We start from the raw sequence: 23,969 nt of genomic DNA on the forward strand, positions 1-23,969 counted from the left end.
ACTCGTCATAGCGAACCCCGTCTGTGCTGGCAATCCTCACGTCGTTTATTACGCTCCGGTTGCTGTGCGCAGGCGGTGTTCACTCTGACTTCGCCGATAACGCCTGTCCTGTTGGACCTGATTTCAACGAATTCTAATTAAATTCACTTAACGACTAACGCAACACCATCAGCAGTGCCAGCACGACAACCGCACCGATGCTCATGGATGCAACATACCAGCGCAGATATCCGTTCTCGCTCAGCAGCAGACCTTTGCCTGCAAAGCGGGAGAGGATGGCCGGGATGTTCATCATTGCGTTCATCGGATCGCGTTTCAGCAGCCACGCAATGCCCAGGAATGGCTTCACGAAAATCTTATCGTACAGCCAGTCAAAGCCCCACGCGTTGTACCACCAGGTGCCAAGCAGACGGCCTGGCGCACTGTTGGCAATCGAGGTCACCAGCGTACGTTTGCCCAGCCACAGCCATGCCGCGATCAGGATGCCCGCAATGGCCACCACACCGGAGGTGATTTCAAGCGTCAGAACGCGACCGTGCTCAAGCTCTGTGGTATCCGGCAGGACACCCTGCAGCGGTGGCACAATCATTGCCCCGATGAAGGTAGACAGGATCAGCAGCACAATCAGCGGCAGGTGGTGAGTAATCCCCTTCCCTGCGTGAGCGTGAATTTGTTCTTTACCGTGGAAGACGATGAAAATCATACGGAAGGTATACAAGGAGGTCATAAACGCACCGACCAGACCCGCAACCATCAGATTGATATGACCATTAGCCATGGCACCCGCAAGGATTTCGTCCTTACTGAAGAAGCCCGCGGTAATCAGCGGCAGTGCCGCCAGCGCCGCGCCGCCCACCAGGAAGCAGACGTAGACCAGCGGAATGGATTTACGCAGGCCACCCATTTTGAAAATGTTCTGCTCATGGTGGCAGGCCAGAATGACCGAACCGGATGAGAGGAACAGCAGCGCTTTAAAGAACGCGTGCGTCATCAGGTGGAAAATGGCTGCGTCCCATGCCTGAACGCCCAGCGCCAGGAACATGTAACCAATCTGGCTCATGGTGGAGTAAGCAAGCACGCGTTTGATGTCGGTCTGGACCAGCGCGGCAAAGCCTGCCAGCACCAGCGTAACCGCACCGACGATGCCCACCAGATGCAGAATTTCCGGCGTCATCAGGAACAGACCATGTGTACGGGCAATCAGGTAGACACCCGCGGTTACCATGGTCGCGGCGTGGATCAGCGCGGAGACAGGCGTTGGGCCTGCCATCGCGTCAGCAAGCCATGTCTGCAACGGCAGCTGTGCGGATTTACCCACAGCACCACCCAGCAACATCAGCGTTGCCCACATCAGCATGTTGTTGCCCGCTTCGAAGTGTGCCGGCGCCAGTTCCACCATTTCGCGGAAGTTCAGCGTGCCCAGTTCGTTGTAAAGAATGAACAGCGCGAAGGCGAGGAAGACGTCACCCACGCGGGTCACGACGAACGCTTTCATGGCCGCTGCGCCATTCTTCGGATCGGTATAATAGAAACCGATCAGCAGGTAAGAGCAAAGCCCCACGCCTTCCCAGCCGAGATACATCAGCAGCAGGTTATCGGCCAGCACCAGAACAACCATGCTCGCGATAAACAGGTTGGTGTAGGCGAAGAAGCGGGAGTAACCCTCTTCACCGCGCATATACCAGGACGCAAACATGTGGATCAGGAAGCCCACACCGGTCACCACGGAGAGCATGGTGAGGGAGAGACCATCCAGCACCAGGTTGAACCCGATATTGAAATCACCGACCGCCATCCAGGTCCACAGCGGCACGCTAAAGACCTGACGTCCGTTGTTGAAGAAGTCGATACCCGCGTACGCTGTCACCAGCGCAGCCAGACCGATAGAGCCAATGCCCACGGTTGCGGACAGATTCTCAGACCAGCGGCCGCGAGAAAATGCCAGCAGCACAAAGCCAATCAGCGGAAAAATAATGGTTAAGGCAAGCATGTTCATCCACGCAACTCACTTACTGAATCGATGTTCAGGTTCTGGCGGCGACGATGGAGCTGCAGCAACAGCGCCAGGCCAATACTCGCTTCGGCAGCCGCAAGGCTGATAGCGAGAATGTACATAACCTGACCATCAGGCTGTCCCCAGTAGCTTCCGGCGACCACGAAGGCCAGCGCAGAGGCGTTGATCATGATTTCCAGACCAATCAGCATAAACAGCAGATTGCGGCGGATAACCAGACCGGTTAAGCCCAGAACGAATAATATCGCGGCGAGGATCAGTCCATGTGTTAAAGGGATCATGCGCGCTCCTCCATTTTTCTTTTCGCGCGATCGTCAGTACGATTGCTCAGCACCTCGCCAGCACGCTCTTCGCGGCCCACGTGGAAGGCAACAACCAGACCGGCCAGCAGCAGCATTGACGCCAGTTCAACCGCCAGGACGTACGGACCAAACAGCGCAATGCCCACTGCTTTCGCGCTAATCGGCGTGCCGTCGATGCCCTGGTCATTCACGCCCAGAATGGCGTAAACAATCACCACCAGCATGATGGCCGACAAAATTGCCGGGCCAATCCAGACCTGCGGTTGTAACCACTGACGTTCCTGCTCAATTTCAGAGCCGCCCAGATTCAGCATCATCACCACGAAGACGAACAGCACCATAATGGCCCCGGCGTAGACGATGATTTCCAGTGCACCCGCGAAATGCGCGCCCAGAGCGAAGAACACTCCGGAAATAGCCAGCAGCGAGATGATTAAATACAGCAGCGCATGCACCGGATTGGTGTGCGTAATCACTCGTAGCGTAGCCAGGATGGCGATGAGGCCACAGATATAAAAAGCGAATTCCATTGCCCTCTCCTTACGGTAACAGGCTCTTGACGTCGATAGGCTTGGCTTCGTTCTCTGCTTCGCCCTTATCTTTGCCGTCGATTGCCATACCCGCCATCCGGTAGAAGTTATATTCCGGGTATTTGCCCGGACCGGAAATCAGCAGATCCTCTTTCTCGTACACCAGATCCTGACGCTTGTACTCACCCAGTTCGAAATCCGGAGTCAGCTGAATCGCCGTGGTTGGGCACGCTTCTTCACACAGACCGCAGAAAATGCAGCGTGAGAAGTTAATGCGGAAAAACTCAGGGTACCAGCGGCCATCAACCGTCTCTGCTTTTTGCAAAGAGATACAGCCTACCGGACAGGCTACCGCACACAGGTTACAGGCAACGCAGCGCTCTGAACCGTCCGGATCGCGCGTCAGCACGATACGACCACGATAGCGTGGCGGCAGATAGACCGGCTCTTCCGGGTACATCCGAGTTTCGCGTTTAGCAAACGCATGCAGGCCGATCATCCAGATACTGCGTACCTGGGTGCCGAAACCTACGAATAATTCTTTTAAGGTCATGGTCTAAAGCCCCTTATGGCTGCTGCCAGAGAATGACAGCCGCCGTTACCAACAAGTTGACGAGCGTCAGCGGCAGGCACACTTTCCAGCCGAAGGACATTACCTGGTCGTAACGAGGACGCGGTAAAGACGCACGAATCAAAATGAACATCATCATGAAGAACGCGGTTTTCAGCGCGAACCAGATGAACGGCGGTAAGAACGGGCCATGCCAGCCACCAAAGAACAGCGTTACCATCAACGCGGAAATGGTGACGATACCGATGTATTCGCCCACGAAGAACAGACCGAATTTCATCCCGGAATATTCAATGTGGTAACCGTCGGCCAGTTCCTGTTCGGCTTCTGGCTGGTCAAACGGGTGACGGTGACAAACCGCCACGCCCGCGATAGCAAAGGTGACAAAACCAAAGAACTGCGGGATCACGTTCCAGATGTCAGCCTGGTTGTTGACGATGTCGGTCATGTTGAATGAACCGGCCTGTGCCACCACGCCCATCAGGGAAAGACCCAGGAACACTTCGTAGCTCAGCGTTTGCGCGGAAGCACGCATCGCACCCAGCAGGGAGTATTTGTTGTTACTGGACCAGCCTGCAAACAGCACCGCATAAACCGCGAGGCCTGCCATCATCAGGAAGAACAGAATCCCGATATTCAGGTCAGCGACTACCCAGCTCGGGCTGACAGGAACAATCGCAAACGCCAGCAGCAGCGAGGTAAACGCAATCATCGGCGCCAGCGTAAAGATGACGCGATCCGAGAAGCGCGGGATCCAGTCCTCTTTAAAGAACATTTTGATCATGTCCGCGACCAGCTGGAGTGAACCACCCCAGCCCACGCGGTTCGGTCCGTAACGGTTCTGGAACAGACCGAGCAGACGACGTTCACCAAAGCTCATGAACGCGCCGCAGGTAACGACCACCAGCAAAATGACGACCGCCTTGAGAATGCTAAGCAGAATGTCGATAAGATCCGGCGTTAACCAACTCATGCTTTTGCCTCCTGCAGATTATCAAGACGCGCGCCTGCCAGCACCGGTGCAATACCCGGCATGCCCATTGGCAAACCAACCTGCCCTGCCGTCAGGCCTTCAGAAATAATCAGCGGTAAGCTGATTGTCTGGCCTTCGTAGCTAAAGGAGACATGGCTGCCCGCATTAACGCCCAGCTTCGCGGCGTCTGCCGGATTGAGCTTAATGTAAGGCTGTGGCATACGGCTCTGGAATACAGGAGAACGCTGGGACATCTCGTCACTACCAAACAGATGGTAGTAAGGCGCGATACGCCAGTTTCCTTCCTGAGCCTGGAAGCTTTCCGGAACGGTGGTAAAGAACTCCAGGCCGGTTTCAGAGGCTTCAATCAGACGCACTCCCGGGTCGCCATGACGCAGAGAGCCCCCCACTTCGGCCTGGAATTTATTCCATGCCTGCGGGGAGTTCCAGCCTGGTGCCCATGCAAATGGAATCTGCGAGCGTGGTGCGGACGGCTGGTTGTTCCCTTCCATTGAGAAGGCAAACATGGTGTCTTTATCTTGCGGCTGACGTGGCTCGTGAACGCTAATGTTCGCACGCATAGCGGTACGACCACTGTAACGATGCGGTTCACGCGCCAGTTTCTGGCCACGAATACGGAAGCTTGCGTCCGGCGCAGCATCTTTAATGCCAGCCAGCTGAGGCAGTTTTTCAACCACGGCGTCGATCACATGATCGAGCTGGGTCCAGTCAACCTGACGGTTTTCCACGGTGCTGTGCAGCGAGTGCAGCCAGCGCCAGCTTTCCAGCATGATGATGTTGCTGTCGTAGTACGCCGGGTCATACACCTGGAAGAAACGCTGTGCACGGCCTTCGTTGTTGATAACCGTACCGTCGCTTTCCGCGAAGCTTGCCGCAGAGAGCACAAGGTGCGCTTTGTCCATAATCGCCGTACGCTGATGGTCAATCACCATCACCAGCGGCGCTTTGGAAAGGGCTGCGTCAACGCGTGCCGCTGAAGCATGACGATGCAGATCGTTCTCAAGAACAATCACGCCATCTGCCGCACCGGATTCCAGTTCGCTGAGCGCTTCTTCAAGAGAACCGCCGCCCATCATACCCAGTCCGACACTGTTCACCGCACGGGCAATCATGGTAACGCCCACATCCGCGCCACGCCCTTTCAGGGCTTTCGCCACGTTCGCAGCGGCCTGAATAACATCAGGACTGCCGGCGTTGGTGCCGGAGATAATCAGTGGTTTTTTAGCCCCTGCCAGCGCCTGAACGATCACGTCGATCTTGCTTTGCAGGTCACGATCCAGCCCTTCGACAGCCGGCGCGCTGTTGTCCAGCGCGTGGGCAATAGCAAAGCCAAGACGCGCCTGATCTTCAACCGGCGCACGGTATGTCCATGCGGCGATATCATCAAGACGGGTGTTATCCACGTTGGTGACAAACAACGGATGCTTCGCACGCTGACCGATGTTCAGGATTGCTGCAATCTGCCAGTCGGCCACTTTCTGAGCCGCCGCCATTTCACGCGCTTTACCTTTCACCGCCTGACGAACGGCCAGGGCAGCGCGAGCGCCGGTCTGGGTCAGATCTTCACCCAGCACCAGAACGGCATCGTAAGATTCGATTTCACGCAGCGCAGGGGTATGAATACCGCCTTCGCGCAGTACTTTCAGTACCAGCTGCAGACGTTCCTGCTCGCCGGTCGCGATACCGGTATAGAAGTTTTCAGCACCAACCAGCTCACGCAGCGCGAAGTTGCTTTCAACGCTGGCACGCGGCGAACCAATACCGATCACTTTCTTCGACTGGCGCAGAATATCTGCGGCACCCTGCATCGCCTGTTCGGCATTCAGGGTAATAAGGTCATCGCCACGACGTTGAACCGGCTGACGCGGACGGTCTTTCAGGTTCACATAGCCATAGCCGAAACGACCACGGTCGCAAAGGAAGTAGTGGTTAACGGTACCGTTATAACGGTTTTCGATACGGCGCAGTTCGCCATAACGTTCACCCGGACTGGTGTTACAACCCAGGGAGCACTGCTGGCAGATGCTAGGTGCAAACTGCATGTCCCATTTACGGTTGTAGCGCTCGGAGTGCGTTTTATCGGTGAATACGCCGGTCGGGCAAATTTCGACCAGGTTACCGGAGAATTCGCTTTCAAGCGTGCCATCTTCCGGACGACCGAAGTAGACGTTGTCATGTGCGCCATACACGCCCAAATCCTGACCGTCTGCGTAATCTTTGTAATAACGCACGCAGCGATAGCAGGCGATGCAGCGGTTCATTTCATGAGAGATGAACGGCCCCAAATCCTGGTTACGGTGGGTACGCTTAGTAAAACGATAGCGACGGAAGCTGTGACCGGTCATCACGGTCATATCCTGAAGGTGGCAGTTACCGCCCTCTTCACAGACCGGACAGTCGTGCGGGTGGTTGGTCATCAACCACTCCACCACGCTTTCACGGAACTGCTTCGCTTCTGCGTCATCGATCGAAATAAAAGTGCCTTCGGTTGCTGGTGTCATACAGGACATGACCAGGCGACCACGCGTGTCTTCCGCGTTTTGATATTGCTTCACCGCACACTGGCGGCAAGCACCGACGCTTCCCAGCGCCGGATGCCAGCAAAAATACGGAATATCGAGGCCAAGAGACAGACAAGCTTCTAGCAGGTTGTCCGCCCCGTTGACTTCGTATTCTTTGCCGTCTACATGAATCGTAGCCATTAGCATGCTTCCAGTTGGCTCAGACAGGTCTGAGCGTTAATCAAAATTCTGTTTTTACCAGCGCGCTTTCAGCAGGTTCGGCTGAATCCCATTAATCGCATGGGTATTGCTGAACGGCTGCTTGATGCCTGCTTCGAATTCGTCGCGGAAATATTTTATCGCGCTCTGCAGTGGCTCTACGGCGCCTGGTGCGTGGGCACAGAAGGTTTTACCCGGGCCCAGGAATCGACACAGTTGCTCAAGTGTCTCGATGTCGCCAGGCTGGCCTTCGCCACGTTCGATGGCACGCAGGATCTTCACGCTCCACGGCAGACCGTCACGGCATGGCGTACACCAGCCGCAGGACTCGCGGGCAAAGAACTCTTCCAGGTTACGCACCAGCGAGACCATGCCGATCTCGTGGTCGACGGCCATCGCCAGCGCCGTACCCAGACGGCTGCCTGCTTTACCAATGCTTTCGAATTCCATCGGCAGGTCAAGGTGGGCTTCGGTCAGGAAGTCAGTCCCTGCCCCACCCGGCTGCCAGGCTTTAAATTTCAGGCCATCGCGCATGCCGCCAGCGTAGTCTTCAAGAATTTCGCGGGCAGTGGTGCCAAACGGCAGTTCCCACAGGCCTGGGTTTTTAACGCGACCCGAGAAGCCCATCAGCTTGGTACCGGCATCTTTACTTTTTGAGATGCCCTGATACCACTCTACGCCGTTTGCCAGAATGGCCGGGACGTTACACAGGGTTTCAACGTTGTTAACGCACGTTGGTTTACCCCATACGCCGGAGCTTGCCGGGAACGGAGGCTTGGAACGTGGGTTCGCACGGCGGCCTTCCAGGGAGTTAATCAGTGCGGTCTCTTCACCACAGATATAACGCCCTGCGCCGGTGTGCACGAACAGTTCAAAGTCAAAACCGGTGCCAAGAATGTTTTTACCTAACAGGCCCGCTTCGGTTGCTTCGGCGATGGCGCGACGCAGGTTTTCAGCTGCTTCGATGTACTCACCGCGCAGGAAGATGTAGCCACGGTAGGCTTTCAGCGCAAACGCGGAGATCAGCATGCCTTCCACCAGCAGGTGCGGCAGCTGTTCCATCAGCAGGCGGTCTTTATAGGTGCCCGGCTCCATTTCATCGGCGTTACACAGCAGGTAACGGATGTTCATGGATTCGTCTTTTGGCATCAGGCTCCACTTCAGACCGGTGGAGAAGCCCGCACCGCCACGCCCTTTCAGACCGGAATCTTTCACGGCATTGACGATATCGTCCGGCGCCATGCCAGACAGCGCTTTGCGTGCCCCTTCATAACCGTTTTTGCTTTGATATTCTTCAAGCCATACCGGCTGTTTATCATCGCGAAGACGCCAGGTCAGCGGATGCGTCTCAGCAGTACGAATTACCGTTTTCATTTGTACCGCTCCAGCAGGTCAGGAATCGCTTCCGGCGTGAGATGGCTATGAGTGTCCTCATCAATCATCATGCTCGGTCCCTTGTCGCAGTTACCCAGGCAGCAGGTCGGAAGCAGCGTAAAACGACCGTCGAAGGTCGTCTGTCCCGGCTTGATATCGAGTTTTTTCTCGAGAGCCGCCTGAATCCCCTGGTATCCCGTGATATGGCAGACCACGCTGTCGCAATAGCGAATCACGTGTCGGCCTACCGGCTGGCGGAAGATTTGGCTATAGAATGTCGCCACGCCTTCCACGTCGCTTGCCGGGATACCCAGCACATCGGCGATCGCGTAGATCGCGCCATCCGGCACCCAGCCGCGCTGCTTTTGTACGATTTTCAGCGCTTCAATGGACGCCGCACGCGGGTCTTCGTAGTGGTGCATCTCGTGCTCAATCGCCGCACGTTCTGCTTCACTCAGCTCAAAAGCCTCGGTTTGTGGTTGTTCATTCTCGTGCATAATTAGCGGTCCACATCTGACATAACAAAGTCGATACTACCCAGATACACAATCAGGTCAGAGACCAGACTGCCGCGAATGGCGGCCGGGATCTGCTGCAGGTGCGCGAAGCTCGGCGTACGCACACGGGTACGGTAGCTCATAGTGCTGCCGTCACTCGTCAGGTAGTAACTGTTGATACCCTTGGTCGCTTCAATCATCTGGAAGGACTCCTGCGCCGGCATGACCGGGCCCCAGGAAACCTGCAGGAAGTGCGTAATCAAGGTTTCGATATGTTGCAGCGTGCGCTCTTTCGGTGGCGGCGTCGTCAGCGGGTGATCCGCTTTGAACGGGCCTTCCGGCATGTTGTTGAGGCACTGCTCAAGGATACGCAGACTCTGGCGCAGCTCTTCAACTTTCAGCATCACGCGGGTATAGCAGTCAGACACACCACCGCCAACCGGGACTTCAAAGTCGAAGTTTTCATAGCCGGAATAAGGACGGGCTTTACGCACGTCGAAATCGATACCCGTTGCGCGCAGGCCAGCACCGGTGGTGCCCCACTCCAGCGCTTCTTTCGCACCGTAAGCGGCCACGCCTTTCGAACGACCAATCAGAATGGTGTTGCGCAGTGCGGCTTTTTCATAGGAAGCCAGACGCTTCGGCATCCAGTCGAGGAATTCGCGCAGCAGACGATCCCAGCCGCGAGGCAGATCGTGTGCCACACCGCCGATACGGAACCAGGCCGGGTGCATACGGAAACCGGTGATGGCTTCGACCAAATCGTAGATTTTCTGACGATCGGTAAAGGCGAAGAAGACCGGCGTCATCGCCCCGACGTCCTGGATGAACGTAGAGATGTAGAGCAGGTGGCTGTTGATGCGGAACAGTTCTGACAGCATGACGCGAATCACGTTAACGCGATCCGGCGTGGTAATGCCTGCCAGTTTTTCAACGGCCAGTACGTAAGGCATTTCGTTTACGCAGCCGCCGAGGTACTCGATACGGTCAGTGTAAGGAATGTAGCTGTGCCAGGATTGACGCTCGCCCATTTTCTCAGCACCACGGTGGTGATAACCGATATCAGGCACGCAGTCGACAATCTCTTCGCCATCGAGCTGAAGAATAATACGGAATGCACCGTGCGCAGACGGGTGGTTCGGGCCGAGGTTGAGGAACATGAAGTCCTCGTTTTCGGTGCCGCGCTTCATGCCCCAGTCTTCCGGCTTGAAGGTCAGCGCTTCCATCTCCAGATCCTGTTTTGCTTTGGTCAGCTCAAACGGATCGAATTCGGTGGCGCGTGCCGGGTAGTCTTTACGCAGCGGGTGACCGGTCCAGGTCTGCGGCATCATGATGCGCGTCAGGTGCGGGTGGCCATCAAAGGTCATGCCAAACATTTCCCAGGTTTCGCGCTCATACCAGTTGGCGTTCGGGAAAAGTTTGGTGATCGTCGGCAGATGCATGTCGTTTTCAGACAATGCCACCTTGAGCATGATATCCGTATTACGGTCTATTGAGATCAGGTGGTAGAAAACGGAAAAATCCGCAGCAGGGAGACCCTGGCGGTGCGTACGCAGACGTTCATCCATGCCGTGTAAGTCAAACAGCATGACGTAAGGTTTCGGCAATTTCTTGAGGAAATCGACCACTTCCAGTAATTGTTCACGTTTCACCCAAACAACGGGTACCCCGGTGCGGGTGGCCTGAACAGTAAAGGCATCCGGCCCAAAACGGTTGCGCAGTTCGCCAATAACCGGGTCATCCAGATGGTCCCGGGTAAGACTCGCGGCTTGCGCGGTTAAGTCGGTCATATTGTTCACCATTGCAAATGGTCCGTGGTGACTGTCGGGCGTGGCTTCGCGCTATTTGAATAGTGATATGCGAAGGTTGACTCCATGCCCACAGGCGCAAATTAAATTTCGTCAGGCGTACGCAGGTTGGTCACTGCGATACGTTCGCCGCGTTTACGCTCGCGCTCAGACTGCATATTGGCGCGGTAGACACCCTGATCGCCAACCACCCAGGAGAGCGGACGGCGCTCTTTCCCGATGGAATCCTGCAGCAGCATCAACGCCTGCATGTAAGCTTCCGGACGTGGTGGACAGCCAGGGATGTACACATCCACCGGGATAAACTTATCGACGCCCTGCACGACAGAATAAATGTCGTACATACCACCGGAATTTGCACATGCCCCCATGGAAATGACCCATTTCGGCTCGAGCATTTGATCGTAAAGACGTTGAATGACGGGAGCCATTTTGGTGAAGCAGGTGCCTGCAACCACCATCAGGTCAGCCTGACGAGGGGAAGCACGCAGTACCTCAGCACCAAAACGCGCAACGTCATGCACCGCAGTGAATGACGTCACCATTTCAACGTAGCAGCAAGAAAGACCAAAGTTGTATGGCCAAATGGAGTTCTTACGCCCCCAGTTAACCATGTCGTGCATGGCATTTTCGAGCTTGCCCATGTACACGCTTTTGTTGACTTCTTGCTCCAGGGGGTCGGTTACGATCTCCTGTTTTTGCAGGGGGTAACGGTCATTCTCACCGTTAGGATCTATGCGGGTGAGCGTATAATCCATCTTATTGCCTCGCTGTTACTGCTGACGATTAGAGTTACTGTTTTCCGGATTGCTCAGTCCACGACGTGAGCGCACAGGTGTCCAGTCCAGCGCGCCGATGCGCACCAGGTAAAGCAGACCGGCCAGTAGCACTAAAATGAAAATTGCGGCTTCGACAAAGCCAACCCATCCGCTTTCGCGAATTGACGTTGACCAGGCGAAAAGGTAGAGCGCTTCAACGTCGAAGATGACGAAGAACATGGCCACCAGATAGAACTTGGCGGACAGGCGTAAGCGAGCGGTACCTACTGAATCAATACCTGATTCGAAAGGTGTGTTTTTGTGCCTTGCGCGGGCGCGACCGCCCAGGAACCAGCCGCCGACTAACATCAGGCAGCACAGACCTATGGCAACAATAAGAAAGATTGCGAATGCCCAATGGTGAGCGACGACTTCTGTGGATGTTGACATACTCATTGCTTACTCATCAAAAGTGATATCTACAACGCTGCTCTTACTGGCAGATGGACATCACATCGATTCATGGGGAGGAATGAAAAACCTTACACCGACTGTCAGAAATGAGACGTAGACAGCAAAATGATGTGGTTTTTTACTCCTTTCTATAACCTTTTGTCAACTTTAACAAAGGTTTCTTCACATTAAATCACATAGAGTGATTCTCATTAACAATTCATGCCCTTTAACCCTGGTGGGTAGATGACTTTACGTCAACGGCATCCTGTTGAATCGTGTCCGTTTTGGAAGTAAAAAAAATAACCCTCCTATTTTGACAGGATTCGCTGCCGATTCCTCCCCCCAAAGAGGAGTATTTTCTTGATCTGTGACACGCTTTTGTTAATTGAATCAAAAAAACAGCAACATTTTCGCCGTTTTTTTAACATCTGGCTCATGAGGACTGTGTAGAATGCCAGATCGGTTAAAATTCCTCCTTTGTTATTCATCCAGCTGATTATAAAGCCTATTTTACTATAACCATTAGGTTTTTAATGTTATTTTTTGCAAAAAAAAACCACTCAGCCGAAAACAGGCTTGAGTGGTTTCTTTCTACACTTACAAATTGTTACGAGAATTCTATGAGCGAGATCACTCAAAGTCCTTTTCCACCACGAGGGGATCGCCCCCCCCTTCCGGAGTAACATTCTGGTATTGCCATGGATTATGGTAGTTAACCATGGCTTCAAAAACGACTTTCGCCAGTTCGTTATTGCTCGCAGGGTTATGGCACAAAAGGTATTCCGTATCCGGCAGAGCGGGCAAGCCGTCAGACTGACCCAGCACGCGTAAATCCGGGCTCATCATCTCTACGGGACGTGCCGTCACGCCCAGGCCTGCTTTCACTGCGGCCCGCACTGCAGGCAATGTCGATGCAACATAGGCCAGGCGCCACGGAATATTGGCTTCATTCAGCGTCGAAATCACCATATCCCGGAACGGGCTGGGATCGTCCAGCAACACCAGTGGTATGGCTTCGCCTTTTTGCAGAACATACTCTGCCGCGCAGTACCAGTGCGTCGGTGAGGTGCGCAGCGTCAGGCAATCAAACTGACCCGGGCGATGCGTAGTGACCACCAGATCCACTTCATGCGCGTTAAGCATTTCGACCATAAACGCATTACGTTTAACGCTCACATCAAGTGCAAGCTTCGGATATACCGAACTGATGCGGTTGAGCAGAAACGGCAATATTGTATCTGCGGATTCATCAGAAGCGCCCAACGTTAACACCCCCTGAAGGTTGCTAAACATTAAAGCCATACAAGCTTCATCATTAAAGCGCAGTATTTTGCGGGCATAACCCAGCAACTGAATGCCATGCTCAGTTAACAGTTTATTACGACCATGGCGAGCAAAAAGCTCTTTTCCCACTAGTTGCTCCAGCCGCTGCATTTGTTGACTGACAGCAGACTGTGTTCGACAAACCGCAGCAGCAGCGGCGGCAAAAGTATTAAGATCAGCGACCGCAACAAAGGTTCTCAGCAGATCGAGATCGAGATTCATTATCGGACGATTTGCATTTATCATATCTATTCACTTACAGGTTGCTCGTGCGGAACTGCCCGGGTTGAAGCTGTGTGTATCAGGTAAACAAATCCTTATGAAGATTTCCCTGCATCCCGGCCCGGCAGACTGCCTGACAGATAGCTATTGTGCTGGTGTATATCGTTGGTCAGAAATCACGTTTCATGACGCTATTTTTATTCTCTGAAACGTCCAGAATATTCAGCTATTCGCGAATTTATGTAAATTCCTGAAAGGAGAGACCTATTCGCCAGCATCTTTATCGCAACGGAGGTACAGAAGCAGTGTGTTGCTGATGCTTTCAAGCCAGAGATAACGCTAACAATAACAATCAACTTATTCAGGTTAAGGCATTCAGATAAACGGATCGTTGTTATCTTTAACCCGCTTACCCGAACAGACATCTTAACCCAAATCCACTTTATTTATAAGTATTATTCCAATAGTCAGGATTTATCGGGACTGATTACAAGGCGCACTAATTTATTAAATTTAACGAAAATTGCCAACTCATCATTAATATTAAATAAATTTTGATGAACAGCGTTTTTATTCATAAATAATGCTTAACATTAATTTCACAAGGCTAACGGCTGTTTTAACCCGGTTTATTCGGGTTAGCCGCGCTGAAAATTCAGCTTTTTCGAAATGTTACCCTGCGTAACCATACACGCTATCATTAAATGCGCTGGAAGAAAATCATTTTCAGCAGCATTAAATCCATAGTAATCATGACAAAGCGGCGCGTTACTCTGGAAAAACAAACTTCCACCACATTAATACGCATTAGACACGGGAGAGTTCAGCGTAAAAAATTCCCTGTACGCGAACGGGATGAACAAAATCTTCTACTGTGCACCCTTCAAAACAGCGCCTTGTGGGAGTACATTGTTCCGTGCTGACTTCCACGGCAGGGAGTGGCAATAATAGCTAAAAAGGTCAAAGGTTCATGTCCCCCATCGAAAAATCCAGCAAATTAGACAACGTCTGTTACGACATTCGCGGGCCGGTCCTTAAAGAGGCTAAGCGCCTTGAAGAGGAAGGCAATAAGGTTCTGAAACTCAACATTGGTAATCCAGCGCCCTTTGGTTTTGACGCGCCGGATGAGATCCTGGTTGATGTAATCCGTAATCTGCCGACTGCGCAAGGTTACTGCGATTCAAAAGGCCTCTACTCCGCACGTAAAGCCATCATGCAGCATTATCAGGCCCGTGGGATGCGTGACGTCACCGTGGAAGACATCTATATCGGTAACGGTGTGTCTGAACTGATCGTGCAGGCCATGCAGGCATTGTTAAACAGCGGTGATGAAATGCTGGTGCCTGCGCCGGATTATCCGTTATGGACAGCGGCGGTTTCGCTCTCCAGCGGAAAAGCGGTGCATTATCTCTGCGATGAATCTGCTGACTGGTTCCCTGACCTGGATGATATCCGCGCCAAAATCACCCCGCGCACGCGCGGCATTGTGATTATCAACCCAAATAACCCAACGGGCGCCGTCTATTCAAAAGAGCTGTTACTGGAGATCGTCGAGATCGCCCGCCAACACAACCTGATCATTTTCGCGGACGAAATTTACGATAAGATCCTCTACGATGCGGCGCAGCACCACTCTATCGCGGCGCTGGCACCCGATCTGCTCACGGTGACCTTCAACGGCCTGTCGAAAACCTACCGCGTGGCAGGATTCCGTCAGGGTTGGATGGTCCTGAACGGGCCTAAAAAACATGCTAAGGGCTACATTGAAGGCCTGGAAATGCTGGCGTCTATGCGCCTTTGTGCGAACGTTCCGGCACAGCATGCCATTCAAACCGCGTTAGGCGGTTATCAGAGCATCAGTGAGTTTATCGTCCCGGGTGGACGCCTTTATGAGCAACGCAACCGCGCATGGGAGCTGATTAACGACATTCCTGGCGTCTCCTGCGTGAAGCCAAACGGCGCGCTCTATATGTTCCCAAAAATTGACGCTAAACGCTTCAATATCCATGATGACCAGAAGATGGTGCTCGATTTCCTGTTACAGGAAAAGGTTCTGCTGGTTCAGGGAACGGCGTTTAACTGGCCCTGGCCCGATCACGTTCGCATCGTGACCCTGCCTCGCGAAGACGAACTGGAAATGGCCATCAGCCGCTTTGGACGTTTCCTTTCCGGATATCATCAGCTGTAATCTTTTCATCAGGCTGCCTCGGGCAGCCTGATTTGCATCTTGCCTCCCCTCCCCGCACAATGAAATCTGTCGCCGTGAAAGACAAAAGGTAACCTATGAGTCAGAGTCATTTCTTCGCCCACCTCTCCCGTCTTAAGCTGATCAACCGCTGGCCATTGATGCGCAACGTGCGCACGGAAAATGTTTCCGAACATAGCCTGCAGGTCGCCATGGTGGCCCATGCGCTGGCAGCCATAAAAAATCGTAAATTCAACGGTCAGGTGAACGCCGAGCGTATCGCTCTGCTGGCGATGTATCACGATGCATCTGAAGTGCTGACGGGCGATCTCCCGACGCCGGTTAAATATTTCAATGCGCAAATTGCGCAGGAATACAAAGCAATAGAAAAAATTGCCCAACAAAAACTGGTTGAAATGGTACCTGAAGAGCTGCGTGATATTTTTGCCCCACTCATCGATGAACACCAGTGTACCGATGAAGAGAAATCGCTGGTCAAACAGGCGGACGCGCTTTGCGCCTATCTCAAATGTCTTGAGGAGTTATCCGCCGGCAATAATGAATTTTTACTGGCTAAAACACGGCTGGAAAAAACGCTGGAATCGCGCCGTAGCGAAGAGATGGACTACTTCATGCAGGTGTTTGTGCCCAGCTTCCATTTATCGCTGGATGAAATAAGCCAGGACTCTCCACTGTGATTTCCCCCCGGCAGCGCTGCGCGAGCCGGGGCGGTAAAACGATATCCAGGGCCGGGTCTGGAGCAGCCGCCGCCCGGCCCTCTGTTCAAAACGGGAACAGCATCGGGATCAACACCACGCAAACAATCATCACCAGGAGAGTAAACGGCACGCCCAGCTTCACAAAGTCGCTGAATTTATAATTACCGGGCCCCAACACCAGCGTATTGACCGGAGAAGATACCGGGGTCATAAACGCGGCAGAAGCGGCCATCGCCACCATCATCGCGAACGGATAGGGTGAAACGCCCATGGATTTCGCCATCGCCAGCGCGATGGGGGCCATCAGTACCGCCGTTGCCGTATTCGAAATAAACAGCCCTATCGACGCGCACATAATAAACAGGCACACCAGCATCATGTACGGCCCATACCCGCCGCCTACGTCCATTAATCCTTTCACCACCAGATCCACCCCGCCGGTTTTTTGCAGCGCCAGCGCAAAGGGCATCATTCCGACAATCAAAATAATGCTCGGCCAGTGAATCGCCTTATAGGCGCTTTCCGCATCAATACAGCGGAATTTCCCCATCAGGAGACAGGCCACGATCGCGGCGATCGGATTGGGGATTTCATCCGTCAGCATCAAGGCCACCATCAGCACCAGACAGAATATGGCATGGGGTGCCTGGCTGTGCGCAGGCGAGGCATCGCTCTCCTCGACGGGCATATTGAGCACGACAAAATCACGCCCTTTTTGGCCAAGCTGGTTGATCAGTTTCCAGTTCCCGACCACCAGGAAAATATCCCCCAGCCGCAGCGGTTCATCCACCACTGCGCCTTCCATTGCCACGCCGTCTCGCTTCAGTCCCACTACATTCAGGCCGTAGCGGGTACGAAAACTCATTTCACGCACCGTTTTGCCGAGCAATTCCGACGCCGGGATCAGCGACACTTCGGCCATCCCCACATCAAGTGCCTGATCCGAGAAATACTCTCCACGCAAGACCATCGGCTCCAGCAGCTGTTCGCTGCAAAATTCCCGTAAGTCCACCTCCGCGGTGGACATATCGATCAGCAGGACATCACGCGCCCGAAATTCCGATACCCCGTTGACGTTGACGATAACGCGACGAAAACGCCGCCAGCGCTCAACGCCTATGACGTTAGCGCCGTAACGCTCGCGCAGTTTCAGGTCGTCCAGACGCTGACCAATCAGGGGTGAACCCGGGCGAATAGCCAGACGACGCGCCCGCCCGGTCAGGCGGTACTCTTTAATCAGATCGCGGAAAGTCCGGCGCTTCCAGCCCTCAGCGCCTTTATGCTGAATGTCCCCTCTCAGCGCAAAGCGGGTCAGCAGCATATAAAGGACGCCTAAAACCAGCACCACAAGCCCGATGGGGGTGACGCTGAAAAAGCTGAATCCCGCATAACCTTCGCGCAACAGCTCGCTGTTAACGACCAGGTTTGGCGGGGTTGCCACCAGGGTCATCATGCCGCTAATAAGCCCGGCGAAGCTCAGCGGCATCATCAGGCGCGACGGTGACGTTTGCATCCGCATCGAAACGCTCAGCACGACGGGAATGAAGATAGCGACCACGCCCGTAGAGCTCATAAAAGCGCCCAGACAGGCCACCGTCAGCATCAGCCAGACAAGCATTTTGGTTTCACTGCTGCCGGCGATTTTCACCAGCCAGGTGCCCACAACGGTCGCCACGCCGGTCCGTACCAGCCCGTCGCCGATAATAAAGAGCGCGGCAATTAGAATAACGTTGGGATCGCTAAAGCCGGAAAAGGCTTCAGGAAGCGTTAATGTGCCGCTCAGGACAAAAGCCACAATGACCAGCAACGCAACGGCATCCATGCGTACCTTGCCGGTGGCAAAAAGAAGGATGGCGATTACAAGGAGGCTAAGCACCCAAATCAGTTCACCGTTCACAACATATCCTTGTCAGGTTGAAAGGGGGAAATTTTGCCATAAAAAAGCCCCAGCGATGTGGGGCTAAATCATGCGATTACATTTTTTGAGAAACGGTAACAATCCCGTCCGGTCCCCGGGTGACCCCCAGCGCCGTCAGCGAGGTCAGGACAAAATCAGCCTCGGACAGACGCGGTGAATCCGCGGGCACATTCACCGCAATAACATGACTGCCGGCGTTCAGCCCGGCAAGCACCCCTGCGGCGGCGTCTTCGACCACCACGCAATCTTTCGGTGCGAGGCCTAACAGCTCCGCCCCCAGCAAAAATGCATCCGGTTCCGGCTTGCCGCGCGTTACCCGCTCAGCCGTGATAAACACCTCCGGCGTCGGCAGACCGGCCGCCTTATGGCGGGCATGGGCAACCGGAATGGAGCCGGAGGTCACAATCGCCCAGGGGATACGGGCTTCGTTTAAATGTTCAAGCAGTTCGCGGGCACCCGGCAAGGCGGTAATGCCCTCCGTGTCGGTGGCTTCGATTTGCTCAAGCCAAGTAAATTCCGCCTGAATCTCTTCCTCGGTGCGTCCCGCCATGAAATGACGTAGCGAGGTAATGGCCTGTTTGCCATGGATGAAATTCAGTACGTCCTGATGGTCGATGCCATGCCGGTCAGCCCAGTGACACCACGAACGCTCAACAACCGGCAGCGAATCCACCAGCGTACCGTCCAGATCAAACAGAAAACCTTTACACTGCACACGCACCTCCTCAGGCATTAATAATTTGTTGAATCTCATTGCTGCTTAAATGGTACTGACGCGGACAAGCGTGCCAGACGCTCAGCATCCGCTGATATTTTTCCCACATAGGGGTCTGGGCATTGAAGCCGTGCGTGCCTGCATCAAAATGGGTGTAACGCCCTTCGGTGTTCACCATAAAGCGCACGTAGCTTAAATAGCGGGCTTCTGTAGCCGCATCGAATCCCAGGAACGTGACGCGACGTTCGTCAATGGTCTGCGCATCCTTGAGGTTAGTCCAGGAAACGTGCAGCGCATGGTACATCTCCATGATATCGATGATCGTACGGCAGGTTTCTTCCTTTAATTCGCCAAACTCGCGGTCCAGTTCGCGCATTTGCAGGCCAAAGCCGCGCTCAACGATGGTCTGTAAGCGGCTGTAGCGTTCTGCATTGTCGGGATCAAGCATCGTCATCATCTTGTACTGGTTAGACAAAATCAGACGTTGAGCATGGGTCATTTCCATCTTTCGACTCCTGTGGCACATGGCGCGTAAAAAAAAGACACGGTAACTGAGTGTTACTGTGCCCTCTTTTCTGAGACGTTTCGATGATCAATCACAAGTCATCAAGGAATGTTTTATCAAGTTGTTTAAAAGCGCGCTTAAGCGTATCCGCCAGCGCCTGATAATCCGGTTTGCCTTCGACAGGGGCGAGCGCCTGGCCAGCTTCCTGGAGTTTGCCGCGGACTTCATAAAACCAGCTTAATATTCCAGGCGGCAATGGCGTGACGGAACGTTTACCCAGCCACCATAAGCCCTGCATGGGCAGCGTAAGCGCGAAAAGCGCGGTGGCGACGGCCGGACCAAGCTGGCCGCCCAAGGCAATCTGCCAGCAAAGGGTGAACACCGCGATTGGCGGCATAAAGCGAATGGCATAGCGCGTCATGCGGATGACGCGATTCTCGACAAACACAGGCGCAAGGCGTTTTTCCATCGGCCACGTCTTCGCATAATGCTGTCCCCGACGAAACAGACTAAAGAAGTTCACGGAGGGATTTTCAGGTGTCGACATGGCTGTACCTCAACTTCACATATAAAAATTAAAATATTTGTGCAAAACCACAACGGGCTATGACAACGTTCAAAATATTTTGTCATCGCTACCCAGTATCGGGTATTCTGTGCCAGCCTCAAAGGGCCTTAGACGAGAATCGTTAACTCGTCAAATTATCACATATTATGTCATTGCCTGAAAATTGTTCAAAATGACATAAAATTAGAGAGATTTCTTTCATCCTGTCAGAAAGTTTGCCTGACATGATGTTAATCATAAATGTCTGAGTCATCTTGCGTTACGCTTTTAGACTCACTGACGTTTTTTTAGCCACGTATCAATAGTAGGTACTTCCATGTCGAGTAAGTTAGTACTGGTTCTGAACTGCGGTAGCTCTTCCCTCAAATTTGCCATCATCGATGCCAATAACGGTGAAGAGTACCTCTCTGGTTTGTCCGAATGTTTCCATCTTCCTGAAGCGCGTATTAAATGGAAAATGGACGGCAGCAAACAAGAAGCGGCTTTAGGTGCAGGCGCCGCTCACAGTGAAGCGCTGAACTTTATCGTTAACACTATTCTGGCACAAAAACCAGAACTGTCTGCTCAGCTGACGGCGATTGGTCACCGTATCGTCCACGGCGGCGAAAAATACACCAGCTCCGTCGTCATTGATGACTCTGTCATCCAGGGCATTAAAGACTCTGCCTCTTTCGCCCCGCTGCACAACCCGGCTCACCTGATCGGTATCTACGAAGCGCTGAAATCCTTCCCGAATCTGAAAGACAAAAACGTGGCTGTGTTCGACACTGCGTTCCATCAGACCATGCCGGAAGAGTCTTACCTCTACGCGCTGCCGTACAACCTTTACAAAGAACATGGCGTACGTCGCTATGGCGCACACGGCACCAGCCACTTCTATGTGACTCAGGAAGCGGCAAAAGTCCTGAACAAGCCGGTTGAAGAAGTTAACATCATCACCTGCCACCTGGGCAACGGTGGTTCTGTTTCTGCTATCCGTAACGGTAAATGTGTTGATACCTCCATGGGTCTGACGCCACTGGAAGGTCTGGTGATGGGTACGCGTTCCGGTGACATCGACCCGGCGATTATCTTCCACCTGCACGACACCCTGGGCATGAGCGTTGATGACATCAACAAAATGCTGACCAAAGAGTCTGGCCTGCTCGGTCTGACCCAGGTCACCAGCGACTGCCGTTATGTTGAAGACAACTACGCAGAAAAAGAAGACGCAAAACGTGCAATGGACGTTTACTGCCACCGTCTGGCGAAGTACATCGGTTCTTACACTGCGCTGATGGACGGTCGTCTGGATGCGGTTATCTTCACCGGCGGTATCGGTGAGAACGCAGCAATGGTGCGTGAACTGTCCCTGGGCAAACTGGGCGTTCTGGGCTTCGACGTTGATCACGAGCGTAACCTGGCTGCCCGCTTCGGCAAGTCTGGCTTCATCAACAAAGAAGGCACCCGCCCGGCTATCGTTATCCCAACGAATGAAGAGCTGGTCATTGCGCAAGACGCGAGCCGTCTGACTGCCTGATTCCACACCGCCAGCCTTGCTGGCGGTGCTGTTTTGTCTCCCGCCAAATCTGGCGGCAACGAAAGAGGATAAACCGTGTCCCGTACTATTATGCTGATCCCTACCGGAACCAGCGTCGGTCTGACCAGCGTCAGCCTGGGCGTTATCCGTGCTATGGAACGTAAAGGCGTTCGTCTGAGCGTCTTCAAGCCTATCGCTCAGCCGCGTGCTGGTGGCGATGCGCCAGACCAGACCACCGCCATTGTGCGTAAAAATTCCAATCTGCCAGCGGCTGAACCGCTGAAGATGAGCCACGTTGAGTCTCTGCTCTCCAGCAATCAGAAAGACGTGCTGATGGAAGAGATCATTGCCAACTATCACGCCAACGCGCAAGACGCTGAAGTGGTGCTGGTTGAAGGCCTGGTCCCAACGCGTAAACACCAGTTTGCTCAGTCTCTGAACTACGAGATTGCCAAAACACTGAACGCAGAAATCGTCTTCGTGATGTCCCAGGGTACCGATACTCAGGAACAGCTGAAAGAACGTATCGAACTGACCCGCAGCAGCTTCGGCGGCGCGAAAAATGCCAACATCACCGGTGTGATTGTTAACAAACTGAATGCCCCGGTGGATGAGCAAGGGCGTACCCGTCCTGACCTGTCTGAAATCTTCGACGACTCTTCTAAAGCGAAAGTGGTCAAAGTAGACGCAGCATTGCTGAGCGAAAGCAGCCCGTTACCTCTACTGGGCGCAGTGCCGTGGAGCTTCGATCTGATTGCCACCCGCGCAATCGATATGGCTCGTCACCTGAATGCGACCGTGGTTAACGAAGGCGATATCAACACCCGCCGCGTTAAATCCGTCACCTTCTGTGCGCGTAGCATTCCACACATGCTGGAGCATTTCCGCGCAGGCTCCCTGCTGGTGACCTCCGCTGACCGCCCGGACGTGCTGGTTGCGGCCTGCCTGGCGGCGATGAACGGCGTTGAGATCGGTGCGATCCTGCTGACCGGTGCTTATGAAATGGACCCACGCGTCAGCAAGCTGTGCGAACGTGCGTTCGCTACCGGCCTGCCGGTCTTTATGGTCAACACTAACACCTGGCAGACATCACTGAGCCTGCAGAGCTTCAACCTGGAAGTACCGGTTGATGACCATGAGCGTATCGAGAAAGTTCAGGAATACGTTGCAGGCTACATCAACGCAGACTGGATCGAATCCCTGACGGCGACCTCCGAGCGCAGCCGTCGTCTGTCACCGCCAGCCTTCCGCTATCAGCTGACCGAGCTGGCGCGTAAAGCGGGCAAACGCGTTGTTCTGCCAGAAGGCGACGAACCACGTACCGTAAAAGCCGCGGCTATCTGTGCAGAGCGCGGCATCGCGACCTGTGTGCTGCTGGGTAACCCGGATGAAATTAACCGCGTTGCGGCGTCTCAGGGCGTTGAGCTGGGCGCAGGCATCGAAATCGTTGACCCTGAAGTGGTTCGCGAAAGCTACGTTGCCCGTCTGGTTGAGCTGCGTAAGAGCAAAGGCATGACCGAAGCCGTTGCCCGTGAACAGCTCGAAGACAACGTGGTGCTGGGCACGCTGATGCTGGAGCAGGACGAAGTTGACGGTCTGGTTTCCGGTGCGGTTCACACCACTGCGAACACCATCCGTCCACCGCTGCAGCTGATCAAAACGGCACCGGGCAGCTCGCTGGTCTCTTCCGTGTTCTTCATGCTGCTGCCTGAACAGGTTTACGTTTACGGTGACTGTGCGATCAACCCGGACCCGACGGCAGAACAGCTGGCAGAAATCGCGATTCAGTCTGCGGATTCCGCCACAGCCTTTGGTATCGAACCGCGCGTGGCGATGCTCTCCTACTCTACCGGTAATTCCGGTGCAGGGAGCGATGTCGAGAAAGTCCGTGAAGCGACCCGTCTGGCGCAGGAAAAACGTCCTGACCTGATGATCGACGGCCCGCTGCAGTACGATGCTGCGGTGATGGCTGACGTGGCGAAATCCAAAGCACCTAACTCCCCGGTTGCGGGTCGTGCCACCGTGTTCATCTTCCCTGATCTGAACACCGGTAACACCACCTACAAAGCGGTACAGCGTTCTGCGGACCTGATCTCCATCGGGCCAATGCTGCAGGGTATGCGCAAGCCGGTGAATGACCTGTCTCGTGGCGCGCTGGTCGACGATATCGTCTACACCATCGCACTGACCGCGATCCAGTCTTCCCAGCAAGAGTAACTGGTAGGTGCTCTGCAGGCCCGGTAAGCGTCAGCGCCACCGGGCAACAAAAAG

At 53.9% G+C, this 23,969-nt stretch carries 20 protein-coding genes; 4 read left to right on the forward strand and 16 right to left on the reverse strand.

The features are described from left to right. Positions 1-154 precede the first annotated feature (154 nt). The 12 genes from nuoL to lrhA all read right to left on the reverse strand — a co-directional run bounded on the left by nuoL (position 155) and on the right by lrhA (position 13,593). Positions 155-1,996 carry an NADH-quinone oxidoreductase subunit L gene (gene nuoL, locus LZP96_RS14260; protein ID WP_064326829.1) on the reverse strand — a complete coding sequence of 614 codons (1,842 nt, stop codon included), beginning with the start codon at positions 1,994-1,996 and terminating at the stop codon, positions 155-157. Then, the gene (gene nuoK / locus LZP96_RS14265) at positions 1,993-2,295 is read right to left on the reverse strand and encodes an NADH-quinone oxidoreductase subunit NuoK (RefSeq protein ID WP_015959821.1); all 303 of its coding nucleotides are present in this window, start codon (positions 2,293-2,295) and stop codon (positions 1,993-1,995) included. The genes nuoL and nuoK overlap by 4 nt, the downstream gene beginning before the upstream one ends. Continuing rightward, the gene (gene nuoJ, locus LZP96_RS14270; protein ID WP_064326830.1) at positions 2,292-2,846 is read right to left on the reverse strand and encodes an NADH-quinone oxidoreductase subunit J; all 555 of its coding nucleotides are present in this window, start codon (positions 2,844-2,846) and stop codon (positions 2,292-2,294) included. The genes nuoK and nuoJ overlap by 4 nt, the downstream gene beginning before the upstream one ends. A gap of 10 nt (positions 2,847-2,856) precedes the next feature. Continuing rightward, positions 2,857-3,399 carry an NADH-quinone oxidoreductase subunit NuoI gene (nuoI, locus tag LZP96_RS14275; protein ID WP_064326831.1) on the reverse strand — a complete coding sequence of 181 codons (543 nt, stop codon included), beginning with the start codon at positions 3,397-3,399 and terminating at the stop codon, positions 2,857-2,859. 13 nt (positions 3,400-3,412) lie between these two features. Next, entirely contained in the window at positions 3,413-4,390 is a 978-nt protein-coding gene (gene nuoH / locus LZP96_RS14280; protein WP_064326832.1) for an NADH-quinone oxidoreductase subunit NuoH, read from the reverse strand. After that, positions 4,387-7,113, reverse strand: coding sequence for an NADH-quinone oxidoreductase subunit NuoG (nuoG, locus tag LZP96_RS14285; RefSeq protein WP_064326833.1), 2,727 nt, complete (start codon positions 7,111-7,113; stop codon positions 4,387-4,389). Before nuoG ends, nuoH begins: the two co-directional genes overlap by 4 nt. Before the next feature lie 54 nt (positions 7,114-7,167). Next, positions 7,168-8,505: an NADH-quinone oxidoreductase subunit NuoF gene (gene nuoF, locus LZP96_RS14290; protein ID WP_064326834.1), complete on the reverse strand. Its 1,338-nt coding sequence runs from the start codon at positions 8,503-8,505 to the stop codon at positions 7,168-7,170. Then, the gene (gene nuoE / locus LZP96_RS14295) at positions 8,502-9,002 is read right to left on the reverse strand and encodes an NADH-quinone oxidoreductase subunit NuoE (RefSeq protein ID WP_064326835.1); all 501 of its coding nucleotides are present in this window, start codon (positions 9,000-9,002) and stop codon (positions 8,502-8,504) included. Before nuoE ends, nuoF begins: the two co-directional genes overlap by 4 nt. A gap of 2 nt (positions 9,003-9,004) precedes the next feature. Next, positions 9,005-10,804, reverse strand: coding sequence for an NADH-quinone oxidoreductase subunit C/D (gene nuoC, locus LZP96_RS14300; RefSeq protein WP_064326836.1), 1,800 nt, complete (start codon positions 10,802-10,804; stop codon positions 9,005-9,007). Positions 10,805-10,893: 89 nt separating this feature from the next. Beyond that, positions 10,894-11,568 (reverse strand): NADH-quinone oxidoreductase subunit NuoB, encoded by a 675-nt coding sequence (nuoB, locus tag LZP96_RS14305; RefSeq protein WP_064326837.1) that lies wholly within the window; start codon positions 11,566-11,568, stop codon positions 10,894-10,896. A gap of 15 nt (positions 11,569-11,583) precedes the next feature. Further along, complete coding sequence (gene nuoA, locus LZP96_RS14310; RefSeq protein WP_064326838.1) at positions 11,584-12,024, reverse strand: NADH-quinone oxidoreductase subunit NuoA; 441 nt, start codon at positions 12,022-12,024, stop codon at positions 11,584-11,586. A gap of 630 nt (positions 12,025-12,654) precedes the next feature. Further along, positions 12,655-13,593, reverse strand: coding sequence for a transcriptional regulator LrhA (lrhA, locus tag LZP96_RS14315; RefSeq protein WP_064326839.1), 939 nt, complete (start codon positions 13,591-13,593; stop codon positions 12,655-12,657). A 946-nt stretch (positions 13,594-14,539) separates the two neighbouring features. Between lrhA and alaA the strand changes: the two genes are divergently transcribed. Beyond that, a complete protein-coding gene (gene alaA / locus LZP96_RS14320; protein ID WP_064326840.1) occupies positions 14,540-15,757 on the forward strand; it encodes an alanine transaminase AlaA in 1,218 nt (405 codons plus the stop codon). A gap of 95 nt (positions 15,758-15,852) precedes the next feature. Further along, positions 15,853-16,452 carry a 5'-deoxynucleotidase gene (yfbR, locus tag LZP96_RS14325; protein ID WP_064326841.1) on the forward strand — a complete coding sequence of 200 codons (600 nt, stop codon included), beginning with the start codon at positions 15,853-15,855 and terminating at the stop codon, positions 16,450-16,452. Between the two features lie 85 nt (positions 16,453-16,537). Here yfbR and LZP96_RS14330 read toward each other — a convergent pair whose 3' ends face one another. From LZP96_RS14330 to yfbV, 4 genes are all read right to left on the reverse strand, one after another. Continuing rightward, positions 16,538-18,370 carry an SLC13 family permease gene (locus tag LZP96_RS14330; RefSeq protein WP_064326842.1) on the reverse strand — a complete coding sequence of 611 codons (1,833 nt, stop codon included), beginning with the start codon at positions 18,368-18,370 and terminating at the stop codon, positions 16,538-16,540. A gap of 76 nt (positions 18,371-18,446) precedes the next feature. Further along, positions 18,447-19,124: a sugar phosphatase gene (locus tag LZP96_RS14335; RefSeq protein WP_087892626.1), complete on the reverse strand. Its 678-nt coding sequence runs from the start codon at positions 19,122-19,124 to the stop codon at positions 18,447-18,449. Beyond that, a complete protein-coding gene (locus LZP96_RS14340) occupies positions 19,117-19,611 on the reverse strand; it encodes a YfbU family protein (RefSeq protein WP_064326843.1) in 495 nt (164 codons plus the stop codon). Before LZP96_RS14340 ends, LZP96_RS14335 begins: the two co-directional genes overlap by 8 nt. A 91-nt stretch (positions 19,612-19,702) precedes the next feature. Next, positions 19,703-20,158 carry a terminus macrodomain insulation protein YfbV gene (gene yfbV / locus LZP96_RS14345; RefSeq protein WP_064326844.1) on the reverse strand — a complete coding sequence of 152 codons (456 nt, stop codon included), beginning with the start codon at positions 20,156-20,158 and terminating at the stop codon, positions 19,703-19,705. A 337-nt stretch (positions 20,159-20,495) separates the two neighbouring features. Between yfbV and ackA the strand changes: the two genes are divergently transcribed. Then, positions 20,496-21,698: an acetate kinase gene (gene ackA / locus LZP96_RS14350; RefSeq protein ID WP_064326845.1), complete on the forward strand. Its 1,203-nt coding sequence runs from the start codon at positions 20,496-20,498 to the stop codon at positions 21,696-21,698. 75 nt (positions 21,699-21,773) lie between these two features. After that, positions 21,774-23,915 carry a phosphate acetyltransferase gene (gene pta, locus LZP96_RS14355; RefSeq protein WP_064326846.1) on the forward strand — a complete coding sequence of 714 codons (2,142 nt, stop codon included), beginning with the start codon at positions 21,774-21,776 and terminating at the stop codon, positions 23,913-23,915. Positions 23,916-23,969 lie beyond the last annotated feature (54 nt).

Source organism: Huaxiibacter chinensis, assembly GCF_022171985.1.
Taxonomy (GTDB): domain Bacteria; phylum Pseudomonadota; class Gammaproteobacteria; order Enterobacterales; family Enterobacteriaceae; genus Enterobacter; species Enterobacter chinensis_A.